Below are 24,020 nucleotides of genomic sequence, written 5' to 3' on the forward strand. Positions count from 1 at the left end.
GACGGACATGGCATCACCGCGGTGCAGGAGCTGGTGCGGCGTGTGGCGCGGAGATTGGCGCAGAACGTCGTTCAGGCGATGCTCGAGGAGACCCTCTCTGAGACATGCCGACAGGTTCCGCCTGCGTGGGCGAAGAAGCCCAGCACGTATCGATCGTACCGGCGCGCGATCAGGACCCGGGCAAGGGCACGGACGCAAGACATAGACGCCGACGCGATGCCGGACTGGGCGGGGACGCGCTGATGGGCTGGTCGGTCGGCTACGACAGCAACTGGAACCGGGACATCGGCTACGGCGTTCCCGCCTACTGCGATCACCCAGGCTGCGGTGAGGTGATCGACCGCGGCCTCAGCTACGTGTGCGGAGGCGCGCCCTACGGCGGTGAACACGGATGCGGCCTGTTCTTCTGCAGCGCGCATCGGCGCATGGCTGGCGACGCTCGGAATGGCGTACAGCTCTGCACACGCTGCCGTTACGGCAAGCCGAGCACCCACGCAGCCACCGCGGATCACCCGCGCTGGATGCGGCACAAGCTGGATGACGCCAGCTGGAAGGCGTGGCGTGCGGAGAACCCTCAGCTCGTAGAGGCGATCCGCGATCAGCTTCGAGCGACAGCCCGAGAGCTGGTGCAGTAAACACGCCCGGGCGCTCGGTCACGTGCCGGATCTACGTCGCCTGGTGGCTGCGCTGGTACATCGCCAGCGTGGTGCTGATGTCGGCCCTGACCGGCCTACCGGCAGACATGGACGAGGTGGGCTACTGGGCGGGCCGGGCGCTGCGGGTGCGCGTGGTCCGGCGATGACGGTATCTGTCCGACGCCGGCTCAGATGTTAGATCGATCCTTCACGAGCGTGAATGACCCCGCGTGAAACTGAACATAATGTTAAATTCTATCTTCACGTCAATGAGCCGGGGTCCCTGCGGCCGTGCGGCTCCTACCGCGGGGGATTCGGACCCCGGTTTTCGACAGATTTCCGGGCCTTCATGGCCTCACCAGCAGTTGCCGGTTGAGGCTTCAAATCAAGGAATCGCGAGGGTGTGATGGGTGAGGTGCGCGAGTTCCGGCCGGGCTGGTCGATCTCGCGCCTCGCTGAGGAATTCGGAATGGACCGGAAGACGGTCTCCAACCGAATCCGCGAGGCCGGCGTACCGCCGATGGGCAAGCGCAGCGGCTACGACGTGTACCGGCTGGCGGATGTTGCCGCCGCGGTGCTCGGCTTCGCCGAGCCAGGGGCAGGGGGCGAGGGCGGCGTCATCGACCCCCGCGACCTGCCGCCCAAGGACCGCAAGGACTACTACCAGTCCGAGAACGAGCGGCTGAAGGTCGAGGTGACCATGGGCACGCTGGTGCCCGCTGCGGAAGTCGAGGCCGACATGGCGGACCTGGTCAAGCAGATCGTGCACTTCCTGGACACTCTGCCCGACGTGCTCGAGCGAAAGCTGGCGTTGAAGCCGGAGCAGGTGGTGAAGGTGCAGGAGCGCTGCGACGCCGTCCGGCAGCAGCTGTACGAAAATGTGATGGCGGCGGATAGCGATGGCGACGCACGCGACAGCGCGTAGCATCCGGAATGACGTGTGCCAGATGCTCCGGCCGCCGCGCCGGATCCAGGTGGCCGACGGTGCTCGGGCGCTACGTGTCAACGCCGGCACCGGTTCCGGCGAGCCATGGGACGCGGCCACCACGCCGTACATGGTCAAGCCGCTCAACGCGACGAAGAGTCGCGTGCACGAGGCGGTCGTGTTCATGGGGCCGGCGCGATCGGGCAAGACGCTCGCATTGATCGAGGGCCGTTTGGCCTACACGATAACGTGCGACCCATCGGACGTGATGGTGATCCAGTCGACGCAGGATGCCGCGGCCGACTTCAGCAAGACCCGGATCACACGTGCGCTACGCGGCAGTCCGGAGCTGTTGAAGCAGCTGAGCCCGCGTGCACACGACGACAACGTGCTGATGAAGTTCTTCAGGTCAGGCATGTCGCTGCGACTGGGCCATCCATCGATATCGGTGCTATCCGGCAAGGACCTCAAGACGGTCCTGATGACCGATGTCGACAACTTCACCGGCGACCTAGGAATCGATGAGGCCTTCGGTCTGGCGCTGAAGCGGACGCAGACTTTCATGAGCGGCGGCATGGTCGTCGCCGAGTCCAGTCCGGAGGCCGACTACGAAGATGGCCAATGGCGGGTCAATCCGGATAGGCCGCATGAAGCGCCCCCCGCCACTGGTATCGCCGCGCTCTACAACCGCGGCGATCGGCACCGTTGGTACTGGCCGTGCATGGAGTGCGGCGAATACTTCCAGGCCGCGCCCGGCTACGACCTGTTCCGCTTGCCGCCCGAGCATGAGCTGCTGGAGCGCGTCCAGGTCGACGACATGCTGTCGATGTCGCGGCGCCTGTCGATCGTCTATTGCCCGCACTGCCACGTCGGGTTGGAGGATCGCTGGAAGGACGCGATGAACCAGCGCGGGGACTGGGTCGGCGAGGGACAGGTAATCCACCCCGACGGCTCGATCGATGGCGACACCATCGAGTCGCGCACGCGCAGCTATTACCTCGGCGGCGTGGCGGCCGCGTTTCAGTCGTGGGAATCGCTGGTCGAGCGATACCTGCAGGCGCTGAAGGTCTACGCCAAGACCGGCGAGGAAAAGCCGCTGAAGACGACGTACAACGTCGACGCGGCATTGAACTACGTGCCGATGGCGGCGCGGTCGGAGAGCAACCCGACGGCGATGCAGGATCGCGCGGAGACGTGGACGAACGGTGCAGTCCCGGCCGGCGTCCACTTCCTGACCGCGACGGTCGACGGCCAGAAAAACCGGTTCGTCGTCCAGGTCATGGGGTGGGGGCCGGGCGAGAGTGGCAACCTCGAGCGCTGGATCGTGGATCGATACTCGCTGCGGACTTCGGAGCGCCCCGACGGCGCTGGCGGCTTCCTCGGACTGGAACCGGCCAAGTACCTCGAAGACTGGGAGCGCCTGGTCGACAAGGTCATCCAGCGCCGCTACCCGTTGGACGATGCCAGCGGCCGCACCATGCCGGTCCGTGCGGTCGGCATCGACTGGGGCGGCACGAAGGGCCACGCACCGCGCGCGTTGGAGTTCTGGCGATCGTTGAAAGCGCGCGGCCTGCATTGGCGCGTGCGGCTGGTGAAGGGCGGCGGGAACCGGGACTACCTCTGGAAGGAGAACACCCCGGATTCCAGCAAGCGAAAGGACCGCAAGACCGGCAGCCGCGGCGACGTGCCGCAGCTGCTGATCAACGTGGACCGCATGAAGGACCTGGTGGCGGCAAACGTCGCGCGCACCGAGCCGGGCCCGGGCTTCTACCACTTCGCCGACTGGCTGCCGACGGTCTTCTACGAAGAACTGAACGCGGAAACGCGCACCTCGAAGGGCTGGGAGAACCTCGGCAAGCGCCGAAACGAAGAGTTCGACCTCGCCGTCTACAACGAGACGCTGGCGCAGTGGATTAAGGCGCCGGCGATCAACTGGTCGAACCCGCCCGCTTGGGCGGCCGGCTGGGACACGAACCCCGACGTGGTGAAGGGCGACGAGCCGCCCCCACCGCCACCCACTCCCCCGCGCACGCGCCGACCGCGCGTGGTGCAGAGCAAGTACCTGAGGCGATGACATGGCATACACCCGCACGGACCTCGAGCAGCTGGAGGCCGCGATTAAGAGCGGCACGCTGTCGGTCCAGTACGCGGATCGCCGCGTCCAGTATCAGAGCCTCGGCGAGCTGCGCGCCGCGCGCCGCGAGATCCTCGCCGAGGTCGAGCGTGCCGAGCGGCCCCGCCGCACGCGGCGGGTCATCCGCATGACGCAGACCGGTCAGGGGTACTTCTGATGTCCGGCTACACCGCACCTAACGAGACGACACACGGGGGCGGCTACAAGGCGGGCGGGAGCGGCCGGCGGTTGCAGATGATGCGGGCGGCCAGCCTCGGCCCTAACGTCGTCACGCTCTACAGCTTGGGCGAGATCGTCGCGCGAGCACGCAATGCTGCCCGCAACGATCCGTGGGCCGGCGCCGCGGCCGACAAGAGCGTCGCCAACGGCATCGGCACCGGCATCCAGGCCAAGCCACTGTGGGGTACAAAGGACTGGCAGGCGCGCGAACGCAGGCTGTGGAAGCGCTTCAGTAAGCACTGCGACGCCGACGGCGTGCTCAACTTCGACGGAATCCAGGCCCTGATCTGGCGCGAGTGCGAGGAGGCCGGCGAGTGCTTTGTGCGCCTGCGAAACCGCCGCCTCAGCGACGGCCTGCCGGTGCCGCTGCAACTGCAGGTGATCGAGGCCGAGCAGTGCCCGCCGCACTTCTACGGCACGGCCAGCAACGGCAACCAGATTCGGGCCGGTATCGAGTTCGATCTGATCGGCCGCCGCGTCGCCTACTGGATGTACCCGCGCCACCCTGGCGACTATCACGCCGGCACCGACATCGACGCCACCACACTCCGGCGCGTGCCGGCAGATGAGGTGATCCACGTCTACGAGCCATTGCGCGCCGGGCAACTACGCGGCATTCCGCGCTCGGCGTCGGTGCTGGTGCGCATGTTCAACCTTGACACGATGGACGATGCCGTCCTCGAGCGGCAGAAGATCGGCAATCTGCTGGTTGGCATCTTCGAAGATGCTGACAACAGCAATGAACCGCGAGACCCGCTCGCGGACCAGTTCACCGGCGACGGCACAGCCCCTGGCGCGGTGAGGCCAGAGGATGAGGGAGCGCTCGATGTCTCCATGGAGCCGGGTTCTACGATCGACCTCGGTGGCACAGGCCGCAAGTTCAATCAAACGAAGCCGCCGGACGCCGGAAGCAACTACCCCGACTACCTGCGAACCGGCCTGCTGGCCATCGCCGCGCGCTGGGGCGTTCCGTACGAGGTGCTCACCGGCGACCTGCGCAACGTCAGCGACCGCGCGCTGCGCCTGATCCTCAACGAGTTCCGCCGCTTCATCGAAATGCGGCAGTGGCTCATGCTGATCCCGCGTTGCCTGCAGCCGATCCGCGAGGCGTACCTGGACCGCGCGGTGCTGGCCGGTGCTTTGGCAGTGCCGGGCTATGACGAGCTGCGCGAAGATGTGGCCGAAACCCTCTGGGTGCCGCAGGGCTGGCCGTACAGCCACCCGGTGCAGGATGTCGACGCGGACATCAAGGCGATCCGCGGTGGGCTCGACTCGCGCAGCGCGACGATCCTCCGGAAGGGCGAGGATCCGGAGGAGGTCGCCGAGCAGCAGCAACTGGACAACGCCGACGCCGATGCGCGCGGCCTGATTCTCGACACCGACCCGCGCCGCGTAGCGCGCACGGGCAGCGCCCAGTCCAAGCCCGCCGGCAGCACCGGCGGCGAGGACACCGAATCCGATACCGGAGCCACCCCATGAAAAACTCGCCCGGCGTGCTCGCACGCCTGTTCGGCCGCGCCAAGCCTGCGCCGGTCGTCTCGTCGCTGGCCACGGCCGTGCTCAACCGGCCACTGCTGGCAGACCGTGCCATGGCCGAGCAACTGGTCAACGCCTACCTCAGCGGGGAGGTGACCAGCCTCGACACCCAGCTCAGCACCGAGCGCGTGCCAGGCGCCGCGCCTGCGCCGGAGGCAGATACCGCCGGGATGATCGGCGTGATCAACATCAGCGGTGGATTGGTCAACCGCCCGATGCCGGGGCCGAGCGGCGGCGGGCCGGTGAGCTACACCGCGCTGCGCGACGCGTTCGACGAGCTGCTTCACGACGACGGCATCAGCGCGATCGTGCTGCGCATCGAGTCGCCTGGCGGTATGGCATCCGGCCTGTTCGACCTGACCGACCACATCTACGCCAGCCGTGGCCAGAAGCCGATTCACGCGCTTGTGGACGACTACGCCTACAGCGCTGCCTATGGCCTGGCGGCCGCCTGCGACGAGATCTGGGTCAGCCGCACCGGTGGCGCCGGATCTGTGGGCGTGTGCGCCTTCCACTACGACTGGAGCGGCAACGATGCCCAGATCGGGCTCAAGGTGACGCCGATCTACGCAGGCGACCGCAAGATTGACTTCAACCCGCACTTCCCGCTGTCCGAGGAAGCCCACGCGCGCGCCCTGGAAAGCGTGGACGCGACCTACGGCTTGTTCGTCAAGTCGGTGGCCAAGTACCGCGGCATCGACGAGGCGATCGTGCGTAGCACGCAGGCGGACGTCTACTACGGCGACCGCGCCGTGGCAGCTGGCCTCGCCACGCGCCTGGGCACGTGGGACGACCTCGTTTCCCATCTGGGTGCGCCAGGAGTCGATGCGCCCGGGCAGGCGGGTGACGACGATGGTGGGGCTGACAGCGAACTGGGCGCCACGCCGATGGCCGTTGGTGCGGAATCCGAGAGCGACGTGGAGGAAGTAGCCGACGCCGCCGACGCGCCGCTCGACCCCAGCAACACGGACGTCGACGCCCCCGTGCCCGACGAGGCCGCAAAGCTGGCGGCCACCGGCGCGATCGCCAGGGCGGTCACCGCCGCCGGCCTGGCGCCCGACCTCGCCGTCGCTCTGCTGGAGCACGTCCAGGACGTGGCCCACGTCGCGCGTGAGGTCGAGCGGGCGCACGGCATCGCCGACCTGTGCCGTGCCGCCAACCTGCGCAGCTTGGCGGCCGACCTCATCAAATCCGGCGCCTCGCTCGAGCAAGCGCGCGCACAACTGGACGGAGCCACCGCCAGCGTGGGCGACGAGCTGGTGACCGCGCAGCCGACCCAGAGTACCGCCGTGATCGCTGCCGCGGCAAAGCAAGCCGAGTCTCTCGACCCCAACCGCGTCTACGCACGCCGCAACAATCCCCGAGGAGCAAAGAAATGATCACTGCCACCGGCAACACTGCCGAATTCCTCCTGAGCGAGGCCCACGGCGAGCGTTCGCGCGCGCTGTTCACCCTGGCCGCCGGCCAGGGGTACCTGCGTCCCGGCACGTTTCTGACGGCCGCCGGCGTGGTCGCCACCACCAACACCGATGTCGCCGGCCTGCTGTATGGCGGTGTGGACACGGGCAGCGATACCTCGGCGCCAGCGGTCAAGGCGACCGTGATCGACCGCGATGCCGAGGTGCACGGCGAGCTGCTGCAGTGGGCCGAGACCGACACCGACGCCATGAAGACCGCGTTCGCGGCATCGCTCGGTGATATCGGTATCCGCGTCCGCTGGACCCAGCGCCCTGCTGGCCTGGAGACCGACCAGGTCGAGGTCGAGGACGAACCCCCGTCCGGGGGTGGCGGCGGCTAAACCCGCTGCGCCCGCGCGCCACCGCTCCATCCACCCCCAAGCCCCGCGAAAGCGGGGCTTTTGCTTTTCAGAGGACGCAGAACCATGGATCTCCAGCAGTTGGTCGATTCCGCCGCGCTCAGCACGCAGTCGCTGACCGCCACCATCAACAACCTTCCCGACACTCCTAGCCGCATCGGTGAAATGGGTCTGTTCACCGAGGACGGGGTCTCGACCACCTTCGTGCTGGTGGGCATCAAGGATTACAAGCTGTCGCTGGTGCCGTCCGTCCCACGCGGTGCACCGTCTCAGCCCAAGGCACTGCACGGCAGCAAGGCCAAGCCGTTCATGGTCCCGCACCTGCCTCAGCGTTCGACGGTGAAGGCAGACGAGGTTCAGAACGCCCGGGCGTTCTCGCTCGCTGCGCCGCCGGAATCGGGCGAGAGTCTGCAGCTCAACAGCGCCATCACCGCGGTCACGCAGAAGGTCACCGCGCTGCAGGCGGTGCACAAGCGGGACAACGACTACACCATCGAGTATCACCGCATGGGCGCCATCCGCGGCCAAGTGCTCGACGCCGACGGCTCGGTGCTGATCGATATCTACCGCGAGTTCGGCATCACGCAGAAGACCGCGTCGCTGGGCCTGAACACTGCCACCACGAACGTGCGCAACAAGGTGGTGGAGATCAAACGCCTGGTCGAGAAGGCGCTGGGTGGCGTGCCGCACCGCGGCATCCACGTGTTCTGCAGCCCGGAGTTCTTCGACAAGCTGACCGGCCACGACAAGGTCGAGAAGGCGTTCGACCGCTGGCAGGAGGGCGCAGCGCTGCGTGACGATCTGCGTCGCGGCTTCTCGTTCGGCGGCGTCACGTTCGAGGAAGTCAGCTCCGCCGTCGGCGAGGACCGGTATATCCCCGAGGGCGAGGCGATCGCGTTCCCCCTGGGCGTGCCCGACATGTTCATTACGCGCTTCGCGCCGGCGGACTACATCGAGACCGTCAACACGGTGGGCCTGCCGTACTACTCCAAGTCGGAGGTCCAGCCCTTCGGGAAAGGCATCGACATCGAATCGCAGTCGAACGTGCTCAACCTCAACACGCGCCCCGACGTCGTCATCAAGCTGACGTTCTGACTCGGATGGGGGCCGGCCGCGCGCCGGCCCCTACGAGGCCAACATGATCAAGACCGAAGTCGATCCCGGCGACGTGTTCGGACGGGCCTTTACAGAGCTCGAGCAGAAGAATTTGCTGTTCGCGACGGTGCAGGCGGTCAACGCGACCGCCTTCGCCACCCGCGAGCGGTGGGCGGAACTGATGCCGCGCGTCTTCGACCGGCCGACGGCGCTCACCCTGCGTGCGCCGCTCTACCGTAAGGCGACCAAGCAACGGCCCTACGCCGAGGTCTTCCTGCGAGACGAGGCGCACAAGGGCACGCCGCCGGCGAAGTACCTGCTGGCCCAAGTGGGCGGCGGCGGGCGGCGGATGAAGCGCTCCGAAGCCGCGCTGCGCGCTGCCGGCGTGCTGCCGGCCGGCATGTTCACCGTGCCTGGGCGCGGGGCGCAGCTGGACGCCTTCGGGAACGTCCCCGGCAAACAGATCACCGCGATCCTCTCGGCCGTTCGCGCCCAGAGCGATCAGTACCAGAACGCCACCGATGCAAGCCGCGGTCGGCGTCGGGCGAAGAAGAAGCGGCGCGGCGGGGAGTATTTCGCCCTGGGCCGGCAGCGCGGGAATCTCAGGCCCGGCGTGTACGAGCGCATCGATACCGGGTTCGGGAGCGGCGTGCGCAGCGTCCTGTTCTTCGTGACCTCGGTCACCTACCGGCCGCGGTACGACGTATTCGGCGCCGCACAGGCGATCTTCGACAAGCAACTGCCGTTTCACTTCACGCGGGAGCTGGACAAGGCGGTCGCGACCTCGAAATTCAGGGGCAAAGGATGAACCAGCGAGACTTCATGCGGGCTTTCGACGCAGCGGCCGGGCAAGCCTTTCAGGCCGCCGGCCTCGCCGACAGTGCCCTGTACTACGACACCGCCGACACGGCTGTGGGCCGCCCGTGCACCGTGCTTGTCGACCGGGATGTCCGCGATTTCGACGATAGCGAGCAGTTCGCACCGGTGCCGGCTGCCTACACGCTGATCTCGTTCGAGCTTCGAGATGTGTCGCCGGCAAAGGGCGCCATCGTCGAGTTGCTGCCCAGCGGTGAGCGGTTCCGCCTGCAGAAGCTGATCCGCGATGACGCGTCCCGCAGCCGATGGGTGGTGATCCATGCCAAGTGAGAGCCCGCGGTCGATCCTGCTGGCGTCGTTCGTCCAGTGCCTCCAGAGGATCCGGCGAGCCGACGGCTACCACACGGACGCCGGTGATTGGGTCACCACCGAGGCTGGCATGGTGCCCGACTCGCAGGGATTCGTCGTCGCACTGGTGATCGGCAAGCAGGAGCGCGCGACCGATCGGGCCGTCTCGAGGACGCATCGCCTGACCACGGTCGGCGTCATCCTCAAGCTGCACGCCGACATCGACGACGCGGTTGAGCAACAGGACCGCGTCCTCAGCGATCTGGACCGTGCGCTCGACCCGGCGCAGAAGTTCCGCTTCCCCCGCGGCTACCAATTCCCCGAGTTCCAGAGCATGGAGCCAGCGCCGGTGCAGCCCGGCACGGGGTGGACAGGCGTCGTCGTCGCCTACTCCAGCCACATCCCCATCCATCCCGCCGCCGGCTAACCCGGCGCGCCGTCCACCGAAGCCCCGCATCCGCGGGGCTTTTTCATTTCCAGCACGAGGAACACGCAATGTCCCACGCACCCGATTACAGCTACCTGGGCAGCGGCATCATCCTGGTCCGCGAGTGGGGCAGCACGCTCCCGCTCGTCGAGGTCGGTAACTGCTCCGCCTTCAGCGTCGCGCCGCAGACCAACCAGCTCACGCTGGCCGACCACACCCGTCCGGGCGGCGGCGTCCGCAACCGGGTCGACCGCATCAGCGACTGGCAGCTGAGCTATTCGTTCCACGACTTCAGCCCGGAGAACTTCGCGCGGGCGACGCGAGGCCTGGCCAGCACCATCGCGGCAGGAAGCGTCGCAAACGAGGAAGTCGCCGCGGCGCGCGGCGTGTACGTCCCGCTGTCGCGGATCGCCTCGTCCATCACCTCGGTCCAGCCGGTGGGCACCGGCCCGGCCTACGTCGCGGGCGAGGACTACATCTTCGATCGCGGGATGCTCTACATCCCGGACGACAGCGATATCCCCGCCAGCGTGAACGGCGCGCCGAACATCCGGGTCACGTACGCGCACGGCGCTCTCGGCCACGTGGAGGCCGCAGTGGTCGCGGCTCGCCAGTACGAGATGCAATTCCACGGTGAGAACGAAGCGCTCAGTGGTCGCAAGGTCAAGCTCGTCGCGCACCGCGTCAGCGGCGGCGTGATCCAGCAACTGGGCCTTCTGGGCGAGGAGTACGGCGTCGGTGAGGTGCAGGGCTCGATCCTGGCCGATCCGTCGAAGCGGATCTCGACGAATCACAGCGCCTACTTCTACTGGCAGCAGGAGCGCTGATCGCCATGGACGACAACGCTCTGGACGTGATTGAGCCGTCCGTCAGGACGGCGACCTACCGCGACGCGACGCTCGAACTGCGGCCACTGACCGTCGGCGCCACACCACGGATCGTCCGCCTGGCTCGACCGGTGATCAACTCCCTGATGGACCTCGAGGCTTTGCCGGACGACAACGAGGGCGCCTTGATCGATTTGGCGCTCGATCTGATCGACCAGCACGGCGAAGCCGTCTTCCAGGCGGTCGCGCTGGCGGTGGGGCGCGAGCCGGCATGGATCGAGGGTGGCGACATCGCCGAGTTCGTGGATCTGTGCCGCGCGCTCTACGAGGTCAACCGCGATTTTTTCGTCCGCCGCCTGGCGCCCCTGCTGCAGCAGAGGGCACGAGCCCAGGCAAAGCCGGCCGCCGGGCCGAATGGAACTGGGCCGACACCCTCCAGCTCCTCGCCGAGCGCGGCCACTCGCTGACCGAGATCCGCGGCTACACGTTCGGCCAACTCAGGGCCTTCTCCGAGGCTGCCGAGCGCGCCCGTCGCCGCGATCTCCGTGATCACGCCTTCAACCTGCGTGCCGCCGCGAACTGCGACGCGCAGGAGTGGAAGACGTACCTCCACCACCTGGATTCCTGACCCTTGAACACGCCCGCAAACCTCCGCGTGAGGATCTCGGCTGACCTGGCCGACATCAAGCAGGGATTGGGGTTGCTGCGCGGCGAGCTGGCCAAGGTCAAGAGCGACGCCGCGAAGACGCTGCCAGATACACGGCCTTTCGAGGCCGGCCTGGGGCGCATCAAGACCTTGATCGGTGGACTGTTCGCAGGGGTGACCGCCGGCGCGCTGTTCAAGGGCGTGATTCAGGAAACCGGGCAGGCCCAAGGCGAGCTTGCCCAGCTGCGCGCGGCCCTCAAATCGACCGGCGAGGCAGCTGGCCTGACCGAAGGTGCGCTGGTGGGCATGGCCGACAGGCTCGCCAGCGCCACGACGCACAGTACCGGCGAGATCATCGACGCGCAGACCCGTCTGCTCAGCTATAGCGGCATCGCGGCCAACGAGTTTCCGCGCGCTCTGCAGCTGGCGATCGACCAGTCGATCCGATTGGGCGAGAGCCTGACTCAGTCCGCCGAGACCGTGGGCAAGGCCCTGGAGTATCCAGCGGAGGGTGTCTCTGCACTGACGAAGCAGGGATTCCGCTTCACCGAGGAGCAAAAGAAGCTCCTGAAGGAGTTGGAGAAGACCGGCCGCCTGGCCGAGGCGCAAGCCATCGTGATGGGCGTCATGGAGGAGTCCTACCGCGGTGCGGCTGAGGCCGCCCGCAACACGCTGCCCGGCGCCCTGGCTGCACTTCGCAACGCCTTCGTTGAGCTTCTGGATGGCAACGGAGGCAGCGGAGCGCCCGCAGTAACGCGTGCGATCAATGGAGTGGTCGACGCACTACGCCGCCCTGAGACCAAAGAGGCATTTCTGGGGCTGGCCAACGACGTGCTGAGCTTGGTCGCGTCGTTCGCAAAGTGGCTTGCCCAGGACGGCATCACCTACATCCGCGCGATGGCTCAGGCCGTCGGCGTGCTGGTGCGCAGCCTCGGCGCCCTGACGGTTGCGGTGGCGACGCTCGCGGCCGGCGCCCTGGTGGCCTCCATCAGGTCGGCCACGGCGGGTATGGGGCTCCTCGCGGGGGCCACGAATCTCGCCACAGCGGCGACGGTGAGGCTGCGCGCCGCCCTTGCAACGGTCGGCGGACCGGTCACCCTGGCGATTGCCGCGCTCACGGCTGGCATCTATCTGCTGTACCAGCGGTCGACGCAAGCCACCCGCGCCCAGGAACTGCACAACGAAACGCTGTCCGAGAACGCACGTCTGGCGCGCGACAGCCGCCGAGCGGCTCTTGAGGATGCCCAAGCCAAGCGGGCGCAGGCCATTGAGACCTTGCGCGCCGCGCAGGCGGTTGCCGCCGAGAGGCAGCAACGCCTGCAGCAGGCCAAGGAAGCGCAAGCGCGCGCAGGAGGAGGACGAGTCGGCTACAGAGGAGGGCGAGGCAGCTACATGCGCGGCGGGGTCGTTGCCGCCGCCGGCACCGCTGTTCTCGAGGCCGATCAGGCGGTCGAGAACCTGCAGTCGATGCTCGACGACTGGAACAAGCGCGTCGTCGATCTTCGAGGTGGCGTGCTCGCCGACCTGATCGAAGATACGGCCGATGCGGCGGTAACAGGCGGGGCCCGTGTGGCTGCCTCCAACGCGCTGCTGCGCGATGCAAACGAGCGCGCGCTGAAGGAACTGGAGCGGCTCTACGGCGAGGGCCGGCTCAGCATCAAGGAATACTTCGCCGAGCGCGAACGCTTGCAGCTTCGGGCCATCGACCTCGCGATCGAGCAGGCCCGTGCCGAGCTCGCCGTGGCGGACAAGCTCGGCCCTCGGCGCAAGCTCGAGGAGGAGATCGCCAGCCTGCAGCGGGACCGGGCCGAGGTCGGGGTACGGTCGGCGCGCGAGCAGGCCAAGGCCGAGCAGGATCTCGCCGCCCAGGTCGCCGATCTCAAGCGCCAGCTGGGTGACGTGTCCGACATCGCCGCTGTCGGCGAGGCCGAGCGCGCACGCGTGCTGCGCGAGTACGAGGTGCTCTTCCGCCGCCTGGAGGCCGAATCCGGCGCCGCCGGCGAGCAGATGGGCCAGGCGCTCGTGGCGCGCCTCGTCGCGCGTGCACAGCAGGACGCCCTGAGCGAGGCAGCCACGAAGATCGGTACCGCCCTGCGCTCGATCGAGACGGCCGTGGGCGCTCAGGTGGGCGCCGGCACGATGGGCATGGGTGAAGGCGAGCGCCAGCTGGAGGCCGCGCGCGCCAAGGCGCTGGCCGACTATCGCGCGCTACGCGCAGCTGCCGTCAGCGCGCTGAGCGCACATGCACCAGGATCGCCGGAGCACACCGCGGCATTGGCTGGGCTGCGCGAACTGGACACCGAAATCGCGAACGTCGTCGCGTCACAGGACACGTGGCGACAGAAGACCGAAGACCTCGCGGCCAACTCGCTGGGCGACGCGCTCGCTGACTTGATCACTGGGGCCAAAGGCTTCAAAGAGGCCTTCTCAGACATGGTCCGGTCCTTCGTGGCCGGCGTGGCGCGGATGATCGCGCAAGAGGTTGCGCTGCGCGCCGTACGTGGCCTGTTCGGCTCCCTCTTCGGCTCCCCGGGCCAGCAGACCCCGAACGGCCCGGTTGCGATAGGCACAGAGGTTCGCCACAGCGGTGGCGTGGTCGGCCAAGGCGCGGTGCGGCGCTCGGTCAGCCCTTTGCTGTTCGGCGCCGCGCCTCGATACCACAACGGCGGCATTGCTGGTCTGGCGCCGGACGAGGTGCCAGCAATCCTTCGCCGCGATGAGGAGGTCCTCACCCGCAGCGATCGCCGCCACCGTGCGAACGGCGGACTGGGTGGAGGGCGTGCCGACAGCTACCGCATTGAGGTGATCAACACCGCGCAGCCGGTGAAGGCGGGAGAAACGACGGTCAGCGAGCAGCCCGACGGCACGCAGCTGATCCGCCTCGTACTGCACGCAGTCGCGGACGACGTGGCCAACGGCGGCGTCATCGCGGCAGCCGGGCGCGGTCGGTTTGGATGGAAGGACCAGGTATGAGCGAACTCCCCGGCTACGCGCACGTGATGCTCGCCGGCTTCGGCGAAGAGGAAGACCCCGCTGTTCGGACCACCGCGATGGAGCGAGGTCCCGACAAGCTCGAGGTCCTCAACTCTCAGATAAAGGTCCGCCTGAGCTTCAGCCTCTACTTCGAGACGTGGGACCTGCAGGAGGACTTCTTCGGCTGGTACCTCAACGAGATCGGGCGCATCGGCGAGTTCGACATGCGTCACCCGATCAGCGGGCGCCCGCTGCGCGTCAGCTTTGTGGGGGGCGCCATCGGGCGCGCCGAGCTGATCGACGAGCTCGGTTACGACTGCCGGCGCGCGGTCACGGTGGAGTATCTCCGGTGAGCACATTCCTCGAACGCCGCCAGCGGACGCGGGATCGCCAAAGCGCGCTGGAGTTCCTCGAGATCCGTTCCACGTCGATGCCGGAAGTGCTGCGCGTCGTCAACGACACGCAGAACTGGACGAGCAACGGTCTCGAGTTCATCGGCGTGCCGTTCGGATTCAAGGCGCCGGACGACGTCGCAGGCCAGACATCGCGGGGCCAGCTGGTGATGGCCACCGGCGGCTCCAGTGTCACCCAGGACCTCGAGGCGCTCCCACCGGGCGAGGTGATGCTCGCCCGCCTGATGCTCAGCGATCGCGCAAACCCGAACGTCTACGCGCGCATCTGGAACCTCCCGATGACGCACGTCTCTGCCGGTGGTGGGCAGGTCACGGCGCAGCTGGGCGTGGACTTCCTCATGCGACAGCGGGCCGTGCGCCTGCTGTTCAACCCATTCACGGCCCCTGGCCTTTCTTGAGAGATCCGAGATGTCGAATGCGAAACCCAACCTGGTGATGATCGAGGTCGAAGCGACCCCGCAGCTGATCCGCGAGCAGCTATCCGCCTGGGCGGACCGGAACCGCGACGGCCTGATCGGCGAACCGTTCCCCTATGCGGCCGGCGAGTTCATGCGCTTCGAGCCCGGTCTGGCTGCGGCGCTCGAGGTCGATCCGCAGAACCCCGTGCTGATCGTGCACGTCACCGGAGGTGCACCGCAAGGCGTGGTGGCCTTCTACAGCAAGGACGGCCTGATTCAGTCGCTGCATCTGACCGGCAAGCAACTTGTACCGCTTGACGATGCGCCGGAATTGGATGCGCCGACGGGCGAGGGCGAGCCAGAGCCCGAGATTGCCCCACACGCGGATGAGGTCGATGCAGCTGGCTGACGTCGAGCGTCTCGTCGGCGTGCCGTACTGCGCCGACACCCTGGACTGCGCTGACTTCGTCATGCTCGTCCAGCGGGAGCTGTTCGGTCGCGACGTGGTCGTGCCCAACGGCCGCCCGCGCGGTCTCCGCGGCCAACTGGCGCTTGGCGAGCTGTCCCGCGCCTACGCAACGCGCACCGACGAGCCACAGGACGGCGACCTGGTGCTGATGTTCGAGGATGGCGTGCTGGGCCACGTCGGCGTCTATTTTTTCCTGGCCCACGAGGGCTGGGTCCTGCACAGCTGCGAGAAGGTCGGGGTGTCCATCTTCCACCGCGTGCGCGAGCTCCCCGACTGGGGCGCACCGATCGAGGGGTTTTATCGATGGCGGGATTGACCCGGCACGCCCTGAAGCTGCTTGACCCACACGCCCCGGAAACGGGGCGTTTTTCTTGCGTTGTTCGGCATGGGGGAATTGCCTGATGGGACTGCTCGAGTGCCCACCTGGGCACAGCCGGTTGGTTTCCACGCCGCACCCGGTCACGGTAGACGGGCAGAAGGAGCTCGTCGCGCAGTTGCTGCCCGGCGAGACGCTGGGCGCCTTCCTCCGGCGCACTGTGCCGGACTGGACCGGTGACGCGTGGGAAGTCCGCATCAACGGCGTGCTGGTTCCAGTCGATGTTATGGAGCGCGTGCGCCCAAAGGATCGCACGCTGATCGAGGCGCGCGGACTGGCGAAGAAGACGGCGCTCTACATCGTCGCGATGGTCGCCTTGACGTATTTCACGTTCGGTCTCGGCTCTGCCACGGCTGGTGCATGGGGCGCCGGCGCCGCTGCAACCGCGTTCGGCGGAGGCGTGGCTGGCGCGCTATTCGCCTCTGTGGTGTTCGTTGCCGGGTCGGTGCTCATCAACAAGGTGCTGGGCCCTAAGCCCATCAGCGCCAGCCAGGCAGACCAGAACACCGTTTACACGATCGGGGCCGGACGCAATCAGGCGCGGCCCTATCAGCCGCTCGGGCTGCCGTTCGGTCGAGTGAAGTACGCGCCCGACATCCTCAGCCTGCCGTACACCTGGTTCGAGGGCGACGACCAGTACGTCGGGATGGTCCTCACGCCTGGCGTCAACGTGCAGCGCGTCGAGGAGCTCTACCTCGGTGACGCGCTGCTGTCGTCGTTCGAGGGCGTGCAGGTCTACTACGCCGGCTTCCCGGGCATGCCCGAGCAGCAGATCCCGGTGTACACCGACGCGGACACGATCAACGGCGGCGAACTCAACAAGGACCGCACCTGGGTACAGCGCACGACGCCGGCACGAACCGTGCGCATCCTGATCAACCTGGGGTACGTCCTCGGCGACGCGGACAGAAAGGGCCGGCCCTATACCAACATCGAGACGGTCGATGTCCAGTACCGCCCGGTCGGCTCCGGCTCGTGGACGCCGTTGGTCTCGCGGAACTTCGCCAACAGCGACTACAACCCCCATCGCGCGACGCTCGCGCGCGACGTGCCCGAGGGTCAGTACGACGTGCGTGTTCGGATCCAGGGCCGGGCCATAGACGGCGGCGGCTCCAACGGCCAGTCGAAGTGGCAGTGGGAGACGATGGTCGCTGTCCAGGCCGACCCCGCCGACTACGCCGGCATTCCCCGCATCGGCATTCGCATGAAAGCCTCGGGCCAGCTGCAGAACGCGCCCGACGAGATCCGCTGCGTGTGCGTCAGCAGGCCGGTCCCTGTGTGGACCGGCACCGAATGGGTGGTGCAGGAGACCAGCAACCCGGGTGCGCACCTGCTGGCCTACGCGCGTGGCATCAACGACGAGAACGGCGACCGGATCGCCGGCATCGGCCTGCCCGAGGACATGATTGATGTGCCGGGCCTGCAGGCGTTCATGCTGCACTGCGCTGCCGAGGGTTTCGGCTATGACTACGTCGTCAAGGACCCCCGCAATCACGACGACATGGTTAACAGCTTGGCTCTCGCTGGCTTCGGCCAAGTGAGCTGGGCGCCGGGTCGTCTTTCACCCGTGTGGGCCGCCGACGAGCAGCCGCTGAGCGGCGTGGTCGGCATGGGCACCATCAAACGCGGCCAGTTCCAGGTGGACTACACGCTGGCCAGCGCCGCCGACGGCATCGAGTTCACCTATTACGACGCCGAGGACTGGACCACCCGCACGCTGCGCATCCCGGCGCCGGGCGTGACCACGATGCTCAACCCCACCCAGGTGACGGGCGAGGGGATCACGAGCGAGGCGCATGCGGCGATGCTGGCGCGCTGGCACCTGGCCCAGTCGCTGTATCAGTACAAGGACATCTCGTACGCGACGGACCTCGAGCATCTCTCGTACCGCCGCCTGTCGATGCTGTCGCTGTCTCATGACCTGACGCAGTGGGGCATCAGCGGCCGCGTGGTCGCCGCGCGCATCGAGGGCGGGATCGTCTCGATCGACCTGGATGAGCCGGTACGGGCGCCTGACGCAGGCAAGGCGTACGTGGGCCTGCGCATCCCCGGTGAGCGCACATATCGCGTGTTCGAGGTGCGCCCGTTCGACGGCGAGTCCGCACGTCTACAACTGGTCGGCGCGTGGCCCAGCGACGCAGCGCTGCCGGGAAACACAGCGGCGAATCCGGCGGCCGACACCCTGTGGTGCTACGACTTCAAGCCGACACCCGGCTACCGCGTGCGTGTCGTGAAGCTCGAGCCCGAAAGCGGCCTGAGCGGCGCGCGGGTGTCCGTCGTGCCTGAAGGGCCGGAGTTCTGGGAGTACGTGCGCACCGGGCGCTACATCCGGCCGCCGAACCAGTCGCTGCTGCAGACGCGCCCGGTCGCGTCGGACCTGCAGGTGTCGGAGCGGCAGGTCGTCCAGGGCGACACCGTCTATACCGAGCTGGTCGCGCAGTGGGAGGTGAGCGGGCCGGTCGGCGATACGGTGGTGCAGATGGCCGACGGCAATGGCCAGCTGCAGGAAGTGGCGCGCACCACCACGCGCAGCGCCGCGTGGCGCATCCCGGGCGCCGGCACGTACCAGATCGCCGTGCGCCCCTTTGCGCCCGACGGCCGGCCGGGCATCGCGACCGGCACGATCTACAGCACGATCGGCGCCGACGCGCCGCCGGTGCTGATTGACCTGTTCGACGTACAGGAGCGGTCCGGCGGGGTGAGGCTCTACACATGGGGCTGGCTCGAGGGCACCACGCGTTCGGCCGATTTCGCCGGCGTCGAGATCCGCGTGACCGCCGGCAAGGTCGCCACGCCCGACTGGGATGCCATGGAGCCGGTCGGCAACGCCGACGGCTACCACACGGCCCCGTTTGAGGCCGTTGTGCCGGCGTCCGGCGACTGGACGTTCGCGGCGCGCTCGCGCAACACGAGCGGCACCCTGTCCACGGGCATGCGCGTGGTCGCCAAGACCCTCGGCGCCAACCTCGGCGAGCAGATCGGCGGCATCGGCGACGACCTCGGCGCGATCGGCGACAAGGTCGCGCAGGAAATCTCCGACCGGTTCGAGGCAGACGCAAAGGTCGCGGCCGATGCCGCCGCCGACGCGGCGCGACAGGCGACGGATGCCCGTCAAGCGGCGATCGCGGCCGCATCCAGCGACGCCACCACGAAGGCCAACAACGCGCGCACCGCGGCGATCGCGACTGCGGCCGCGGACGCAACAACCAAGGCGAACGCGGCGCGCGACGAGGCTGTCGCCCGTGCGGATGCGGCCATGGCCCAGGCCGAGGCCCTGGCCGCCGAGATCGCAGAGATCGTCGGCGCACCCGAATGGGAGGCCGGCGCAACGTATAACGCCGGCTGGCTCGTCCGCTACGACGGCGGCCTGTACCGCGCCCGCGTGCAGACGACCGGTCAGAACCCGGCGACGTCACCGGCTGCCTGGGAGAAATTGGGCGACTACGACAGCGTCGGCGAGGCACTGGCCGCGGCGCTGGCGGCGACCACGCAGCTCGCCACCGACCTGAGCGCCGAGGTGACCCGCCTGGATGCCGTCGTGGCCCGCCTGCCCAGCGGCAACGGCGCGCTGGCGGCTCAGGCGACCGTGGCGGCGAACGAGGCGGCGTCCGTGTCTCGCGACAACGCGCTCGGCCAGCGCACGACAGTCATCGAGACCCGCATGCCTGCCGGCACCGGCGCCCTGGCCACGCAGGCCACGGTCGCGGCGAACGAGTCGGCCAGCGTCACCCGGGACAATGCACTGGGGCAGCGAGCCACGGTGATCGAGGCACGGATGCCGGCAGGTACCGGCGCGCTTGCGACGCAGGCGGTCGTGACCGCAAACGAGGCCGCGAGTGTGTCGCGGGACAACGCCCTGGCTCAGCGTGCCTCGGTCATCGAGGCACGCATGCCCTCCGGCAGCGGGTCTCTCGCGACCGCGGCCAGCGTCACCGACGCCTCGCAGGCGGCGGCAGACGCCAACGCCGCGAACGCGCAGCGTATCGAGGAGGTGCGGGCCGGCATCGAAGGCCCGAGCGTCAACCTGGTGGTGAACGGGAATTTCGCCGACGGGCTCACCAACTGGGTGACGTCCCCGTCGAGCCAGGCCGATACGGGCGTGTTCGATAGCGCCGAGCAGGCGCTCTACGCAGCCGGTGCACTCCGCAAGGGCAACACGGTGCCGATCACGCTGGTGCGCGAGAAGACCATGCGCATCGACGTCACCTACAAAACCACGCCGGGCTACACGGGCTGGAATCAGGGTGGCGCAGGCATCGTCACTGCGTTGAGCGGCACGAATTGGCAGGGCGGCACCATTCTTCCCAGCCAGTTCACGCCATCCGCTGAGTACCGGACGATCAGCCGGACAGTGGTTGTCCCGGCAACGGCACCCGCGCAGGGCTACATGCGTATCGCAAATGCTGGCATGACCGGCACGGATGCTGGGATCTGGATCAAAGAGATCCGGCTCACGCAGCTGACCTCGATCTCCGATCTGCAGGTGCAGAGCAACACGCTGGCTCAATCGCTGACCGCCACGGATGCCAAGGTCACCCAGCAGGGGGCCGACATCACGTCGCTCGTGAGCCGCACCTCGGCGCTGGAAGCCAAGGCCCCGATCGACGGCGGGCGGGCGGCGTCTGAGGCGCGCGTGGTCTCTGTCGAGCAGGCCGCTGCGACCGCAAATAGCGCACTGGCGAATCGCACCAGCGTGATCGAGGGGCGCATGCCCACCGGCAGTGACAAACTCGCCAACGAGGCAAGGGTCATCGTCGCAGAGAATACGGCCGCCGCGGCGAACAGCGCAGTGGCCGAGCGAGTGACAGGGCTGCAGGCGGCGCTGCAATCGGGGCAGACCTCCCTGGCCGCGCTACCCGCCGCGCCCTGGCTCGTTTCGAGCGCGGCCCAGGCCGCCGCCAACTTGCAGGTCGTTGCCGATGCGTCTGGCCGTTCGGGCTACATCATGCGGATCGGCGACAACAGCGGCAACGATGCGCTCAACGTTGCGCATCCAACGCTGGTGCCTTTCGATCCAACCAAGCTGTACCGCATCAAAGCCCGAGCACGCCGCGTGGAGGGCGCGGGGCTGCTCTACGTATGGTTCATCGGCAAATCGGCGGACGGGTTGCGCTACATCTATCCGAACGGGACCACGACCGGTGCGGCTACGCCGGGATCCGGATACTACATGCTGCCGAGCACCAGCCCGCCGCTCGGCGAATGGATTGAGGCCACGGCGTACGTGCGTGGCCTGACGGCCACGAGCTACGGCGCAGGATCGTTGACGAACCCCCGCGCGCTTCGTGAGGGGTCAGCATTTATCGCCGTCGGCGCCTTCTTCAACAACTCAGGCCAGACCGGCATCCAGGAGCTCGACTACATCACGATCGAGGACGCCGAGTACGTCGGCGCGGATGCGGCGATCAGCGCGGTCGTCACTGCGAACGAGGCCGCATCGGTCTCGCGCGACAACGCGCTCGGTACTCGCACGACCTCGATCGAGTTGCGCATGCCAGCGGGCGCCGACAAACTCGCGAACGAGGCGCGGGTGGTGTCCGCAGAACAAGCCGCCGCGACTGCTAACTCTGCGACCGCCAGCCGGGTGACTGCAGTGGAGGGCAAGCTACCGGCCGGCGGCGGCCGCGCAGCGAGCGAGGCGAGCGTCACGCAGCTGCAGTCGGTCGTCACGACCCAGGGCCAGCAGCTCGCACAGCAGATCACTACCGTCGACACGAAAGCCGGCGATGCGCAGTCGACCGCTACCCAGGCGCTCGCGGCAGCCGAAGGTGCAGCCTCGGCGATAATCGACGTGCGGTCGAGCCAGGCCGGCGGGGACAACAAGGTCCGATTCTCGGAGTTCTTCGGCGCTACACCAGCCGAGAACAACTTCCGGACGATGTACACCAGTAACGTCAGCGGCGTCAGCGTTTACATTCAGCCCGATAACGACCCCGGCGTGCCGAAGGCGATGCGTGCGCTGATTGGCATCGCCAATGCCACAGCCAGCGGGGCGCTACTGATGCTCGGAAGCGGGCCCGACCTTGCCACCGCCGAGCCCGGCAAAATCTACATCGCGAGCTGTTATCTGTCGGGCACGCCGGGTCAAGTCGGCATGATCTTCTACGACGCCAATTTCAACATCCTCAGCCAGCCTTCTGGCGCAACCGTGTCCGCAACTGGCGGTCCTTCTTTGAACGACTATGCGCGCGGCTTCGTCGCTGCGACGGCGCCGGCAAACACGCGCTACTTTCAGATCCGGTTGCTTTCGGTTCCGACCGCCAGCAGCGGCCAGTTCTTCACACGTTGGGTGCGACCCATGATCGAGGAGGCGGCGCCCGGTCAGACCAAGCCGTCAATTTGGAAGCCGGGGGCCGCCGGTTTGAGCCAAGTCACGTTCGCGCTACAGGCGGGGCTCAACGCAAAGGCTGGTCTGTACCTCACCAACGACGGCATGGTCTCGGGCTGGGAGAGCGTCAACGACGGTGTGCGGCCGGAGTTCAACGTGCTGGCATCCGTGTTCCGCATCATCGCCCCGGGCGGCGGCGCGCGCACCGAGTTCAGCGACGGCAATCACCGCGTCTACGATGCCCAGGGTCGGCTGCGCGTGCGCATGGGGGTGTGGTAATGCCCCAGGGGCTGCAGTGCTTGGACGAGCAGGGACGCATCGTGCTCGACGTCACGGACCGGCTGACCCGGTTCGTGGCGGCGATCGACGTGCCAGCGGGCGCCAGTGGATCGATCCAACTGCCCGAGGGCACGGCCTGGGTGAGCGTGATCAACAACAACTCGCCCGCGGTTCGGGGTTCCGCGTACCGGCCGAGCGTGACCGTTGACGGCAACAACGTCCTGTCCTATGGCACGAACACGGCCTACGGCGCCGGCGTCACGAACAGCATGTTGCTGGTGGGGGTCTACTGATGCCCGCCGGCCTGATCGTGTACAACGACGACTACAACCTGGTGATCGACAGCACCTTCGTGAACCTGGCGCTCTTCACCAAGGGCGTCACGACCACGACCACGGCGGCCGGCGACACGAGCTACGTCTCGTTCACCATTCCCAACTGCCCGGACTGGCCGCTGATCGCCGTGCGCTCGTCCGCGGGGGCCTGGGCCGCGGTCCGCACGTTCAACAGCGGCAATGCAGTCGTCGACATCGTCTGCAAGGGGCCGACCGGTGCGGTCGTCGAATACTGGGTGTTCGCCCGAACGCCCAACGATGTCCCGGCCCAGTATCTCGAGGTGAAGAGCGAGACCGGGCAGATGGTATTCAATGGCGCGCTGAAGTACCTGCGGATCGTCGGCGGCCACCAGCTCTTGCCCTCGAGCAATGGCACCGACGGGTTCACGGTCGACTACCCGGCGGGCAAGACCTACGCTGTGTTCCAGGACGGCCCGGCCGCGAGTACGCGAGTCGTCAACCAGTCGCCGGTGCCGTCGCAGCAGGATTGGTGGCTCTACACGTTCCGCGGGATGCTGGCGATCACCGGCAGCACTTTCAAGCTGGTGTCTGCGAACTTCGCATCGCAGCGCTGGGGACCGACCACGCCGCCGAACTACTCCGTCGCCGCCAGCGCCTACGTCGTCGACGTGACCGGCTACTGAGCGTCGGGGCTGTGTAGCAGGCGGTACAACGTCAAATCGCGCGCGAAATATAACCGGAACTATAACTGCCCCGAGGTTGTCTCCGACCCGCTGTCGCAGGCGGTGCAACGCCGCCGGCGCATGCTCGACCCATGAACAGAGCGAGGCCGTCCCGAAATCCTGGCACTGCGGCCTGGGCCGCCGGCCGGGCCCGAGAGCTGGACCAGCGAGCGTTCGACCTGGTCACCGCTGCCCGAGGCGGGGACTGGCGAGCGCGATCCCGTGCCGAGGAGGCTGCGGCCCGCCTACGGCGGGAAGCGGCCCGCTTCCGGGGCATCGCCGCTCGCCACGGCGGCGCCGTCGCCGGTTGAGCATGGGCGTGGGGATTACTTACGCTTCGCC

The 24,020-nt window shown here is 67.7% G+C and carries 21 protein-coding genes; all 21 read left to right on the forward strand.

Annotated elements, in window-relative coordinates:
* The first annotated feature begins 104 nt into the window (after nucleotides 1-104).
* The 21 genes from ABE488_RS09205 (at nucleotide 105) to ABE488_RS09305 (ending at nucleotide 23,639) form a co-directional block, all read left to right on the forward strand.
* The gene (locus ABE488_RS09205) at nucleotides 105-635 is read left to right on the forward strand and encodes a hypothetical protein (protein WP_346447991.1); all 531 of its coding nucleotides are present in this window, start codon (nucleotides 105-107) and stop codon (nucleotides 633-635) included.
* A 406-nt stretch (nucleotides 636-1,041) separates the two neighbouring features.
* Nucleotides 1,042-1,560 (forward strand): DUF1441 family protein, encoded by a 519-nt coding sequence (locus ABE488_RS09210; protein WP_346447993.1) that lies wholly within the window; start codon nucleotides 1,042-1,044, stop codon nucleotides 1,558-1,560.
* 22 nt (nucleotides 1,561-1,582) lie between these two features.
* Entirely contained in the window at nucleotides 1,583-3,634 is a 2,052-nt protein-coding gene (locus ABE488_RS09215; protein WP_346447995.1) for a terminase gpA endonuclease subunit, read from the forward strand.
* Nucleotide 3,635: 1 nt separating this feature from the next.
* Nucleotides 3,636-3,851 carry a hypothetical protein gene (locus ABE488_RS09220; RefSeq protein ID WP_346447997.1) on the forward strand — a complete coding sequence of 72 codons (216 nt, stop codon included), beginning with the start codon at nucleotides 3,636-3,638 and terminating at the stop codon, nucleotides 3,849-3,851.
* Nucleotides 3,851-5,392 carry a phage portal protein gene (locus tag ABE488_RS09225; protein ID WP_346447998.1) on the forward strand — a complete coding sequence of 514 codons (1,542 nt, stop codon included), beginning with the start codon at nucleotides 3,851-3,853 and terminating at the stop codon, nucleotides 5,390-5,392. The genes ABE488_RS09220 and ABE488_RS09225 overlap by 1 nt, the downstream gene beginning before the upstream one ends.
* Nucleotides 5,393-5,502: 110 nt before the next feature.
* Complete coding sequence (locus tag ABE488_RS09230) at nucleotides 5,503-6,828, forward strand: S49 family peptidase (RefSeq protein ID WP_346448000.1); 1,326 nt, start codon at nucleotides 5,503-5,505, stop codon at nucleotides 6,826-6,828.
* Nucleotides 6,825-7,247, forward strand: coding sequence for a head decoration protein (locus ABE488_RS09235; protein ID WP_346448001.1), 423 nt, complete (start codon nucleotides 6,825-6,827; stop codon nucleotides 7,245-7,247). Before ABE488_RS09230 ends, ABE488_RS09235 begins: the two co-directional genes overlap by 4 nt.
* A gap of 84 nt (nucleotides 7,248-7,331) precedes the next feature.
* Complete coding sequence (locus ABE488_RS09240) at nucleotides 7,332-8,360, forward strand: major capsid protein (protein WP_346448003.1); 1,029 nt, start codon at nucleotides 7,332-7,334, stop codon at nucleotides 8,358-8,360.
* A gap of 43 nt (nucleotides 8,361-8,403) precedes the next feature.
* A complete protein-coding gene (locus ABE488_RS09245) occupies nucleotides 8,404-9,168 on the forward strand; it encodes a hypothetical protein (protein WP_346448005.1) in 765 nt (254 codons plus the stop codon).
* Complete coding sequence (locus ABE488_RS09250) at nucleotides 9,165-9,506, forward strand: hypothetical protein (RefSeq protein WP_346448007.1); 342 nt, start codon at nucleotides 9,165-9,167, stop codon at nucleotides 9,504-9,506. Before ABE488_RS09245 ends, ABE488_RS09250 begins: the two co-directional genes overlap by 4 nt.
* A 109-nt stretch (nucleotides 9,507-9,615) precedes the next feature.
* On the forward strand, nucleotides 9,616-9,951 hold the full coding sequence (locus tag ABE488_RS09255; protein WP_346448008.1) for a hypothetical protein: 336 nt from the start codon (nucleotides 9,616-9,618) through the stop codon (nucleotides 9,949-9,951).
* 68 nt (nucleotides 9,952-10,019) lie between these two features.
* A complete protein-coding gene (locus tag ABE488_RS09260) occupies nucleotides 10,020-10,778 on the forward strand; it encodes a hypothetical protein (RefSeq protein ID WP_346448010.1) in 759 nt (252 codons plus the stop codon).
* A gap of 5 nt (nucleotides 10,779-10,783) precedes the next feature.
* Nucleotides 10,784-11,245: a hypothetical protein gene (locus ABE488_RS09265; protein ID WP_346448012.1), complete on the forward strand. Its 462-nt coding sequence runs from the start codon at nucleotides 10,784-10,786 to the stop codon at nucleotides 11,243-11,245.
* A 164-nt stretch (nucleotides 11,246-11,409) separates the two neighbouring features.
* Nucleotides 11,410-14,397, forward strand: coding sequence for a phage tail length tape measure family protein (locus tag ABE488_RS09270; protein WP_346448013.1), 2,988 nt, complete (start codon nucleotides 11,410-11,412; stop codon nucleotides 14,395-14,397).
* Complete coding sequence (locus ABE488_RS09275) at nucleotides 14,394-14,750, forward strand: hypothetical protein (protein ID WP_346448015.1); 357 nt, start codon at nucleotides 14,394-14,396, stop codon at nucleotides 14,748-14,750. Before ABE488_RS09270 ends, ABE488_RS09275 begins: the two co-directional genes overlap by 4 nt.
* Entirely contained in the window at nucleotides 14,747-15,208 is a 462-nt protein-coding gene (locus ABE488_RS09280; RefSeq protein ID WP_346448016.1) for a DUF1833 family protein, read from the forward strand. The genes ABE488_RS09275 and ABE488_RS09280 overlap by 4 nt, the downstream gene beginning before the upstream one ends.
* 10 nt (nucleotides 15,209-15,218) lie before the next feature.
* On the forward strand, nucleotides 15,219-15,617 hold the full coding sequence (locus tag ABE488_RS09285) for a hypothetical protein (RefSeq protein ID WP_346448018.1): 399 nt from the start codon (nucleotides 15,219-15,221) through the stop codon (nucleotides 15,615-15,617).
* Nucleotides 15,604-15,993, forward strand: coding sequence for a peptidoglycan endopeptidase (locus ABE488_RS09290; protein WP_346448020.1), 390 nt, complete (start codon nucleotides 15,604-15,606; stop codon nucleotides 15,991-15,993). The genes ABE488_RS09285 and ABE488_RS09290 overlap by 14 nt, the downstream gene beginning before the upstream one ends.
* A gap of 85 nt (nucleotides 15,994-16,078) precedes the next feature.
* A complete protein-coding gene (locus tag ABE488_RS09295) occupies nucleotides 16,079-22,660 on the forward strand; it encodes a host specificity factor TipJ family phage tail protein (RefSeq protein ID WP_346448021.1) in 6,582 nt (2,193 codons plus the stop codon).
* Nucleotides 22,660-22,953, forward strand: coding sequence for a hypothetical protein (locus ABE488_RS09300; RefSeq protein ID WP_346448024.1), 294 nt, complete (start codon nucleotides 22,660-22,662; stop codon nucleotides 22,951-22,953). The genes ABE488_RS09295 and ABE488_RS09300 overlap by 1 nt, the downstream gene beginning before the upstream one ends.
* Nucleotides 22,953-23,639, forward strand: a complete 687-nt coding sequence (locus tag ABE488_RS09305) for a hypothetical protein (protein WP_346448025.1) — start codon at nucleotides 22,953-22,955, stop codon at nucleotides 23,637-23,639. The genes ABE488_RS09300 and ABE488_RS09305 overlap by 1 nt, the downstream gene beginning before the upstream one ends.
* Nucleotides 23,640-24,020: the final 381 nt, after the last annotated feature.

This window comes from Luteimonas sp. TWI662, from assembly GCF_039673825.1.
Taxonomy (GTDB): domain Bacteria; phylum Pseudomonadota; class Gammaproteobacteria; order Xanthomonadales; family Xanthomonadaceae; genus Luteimonas.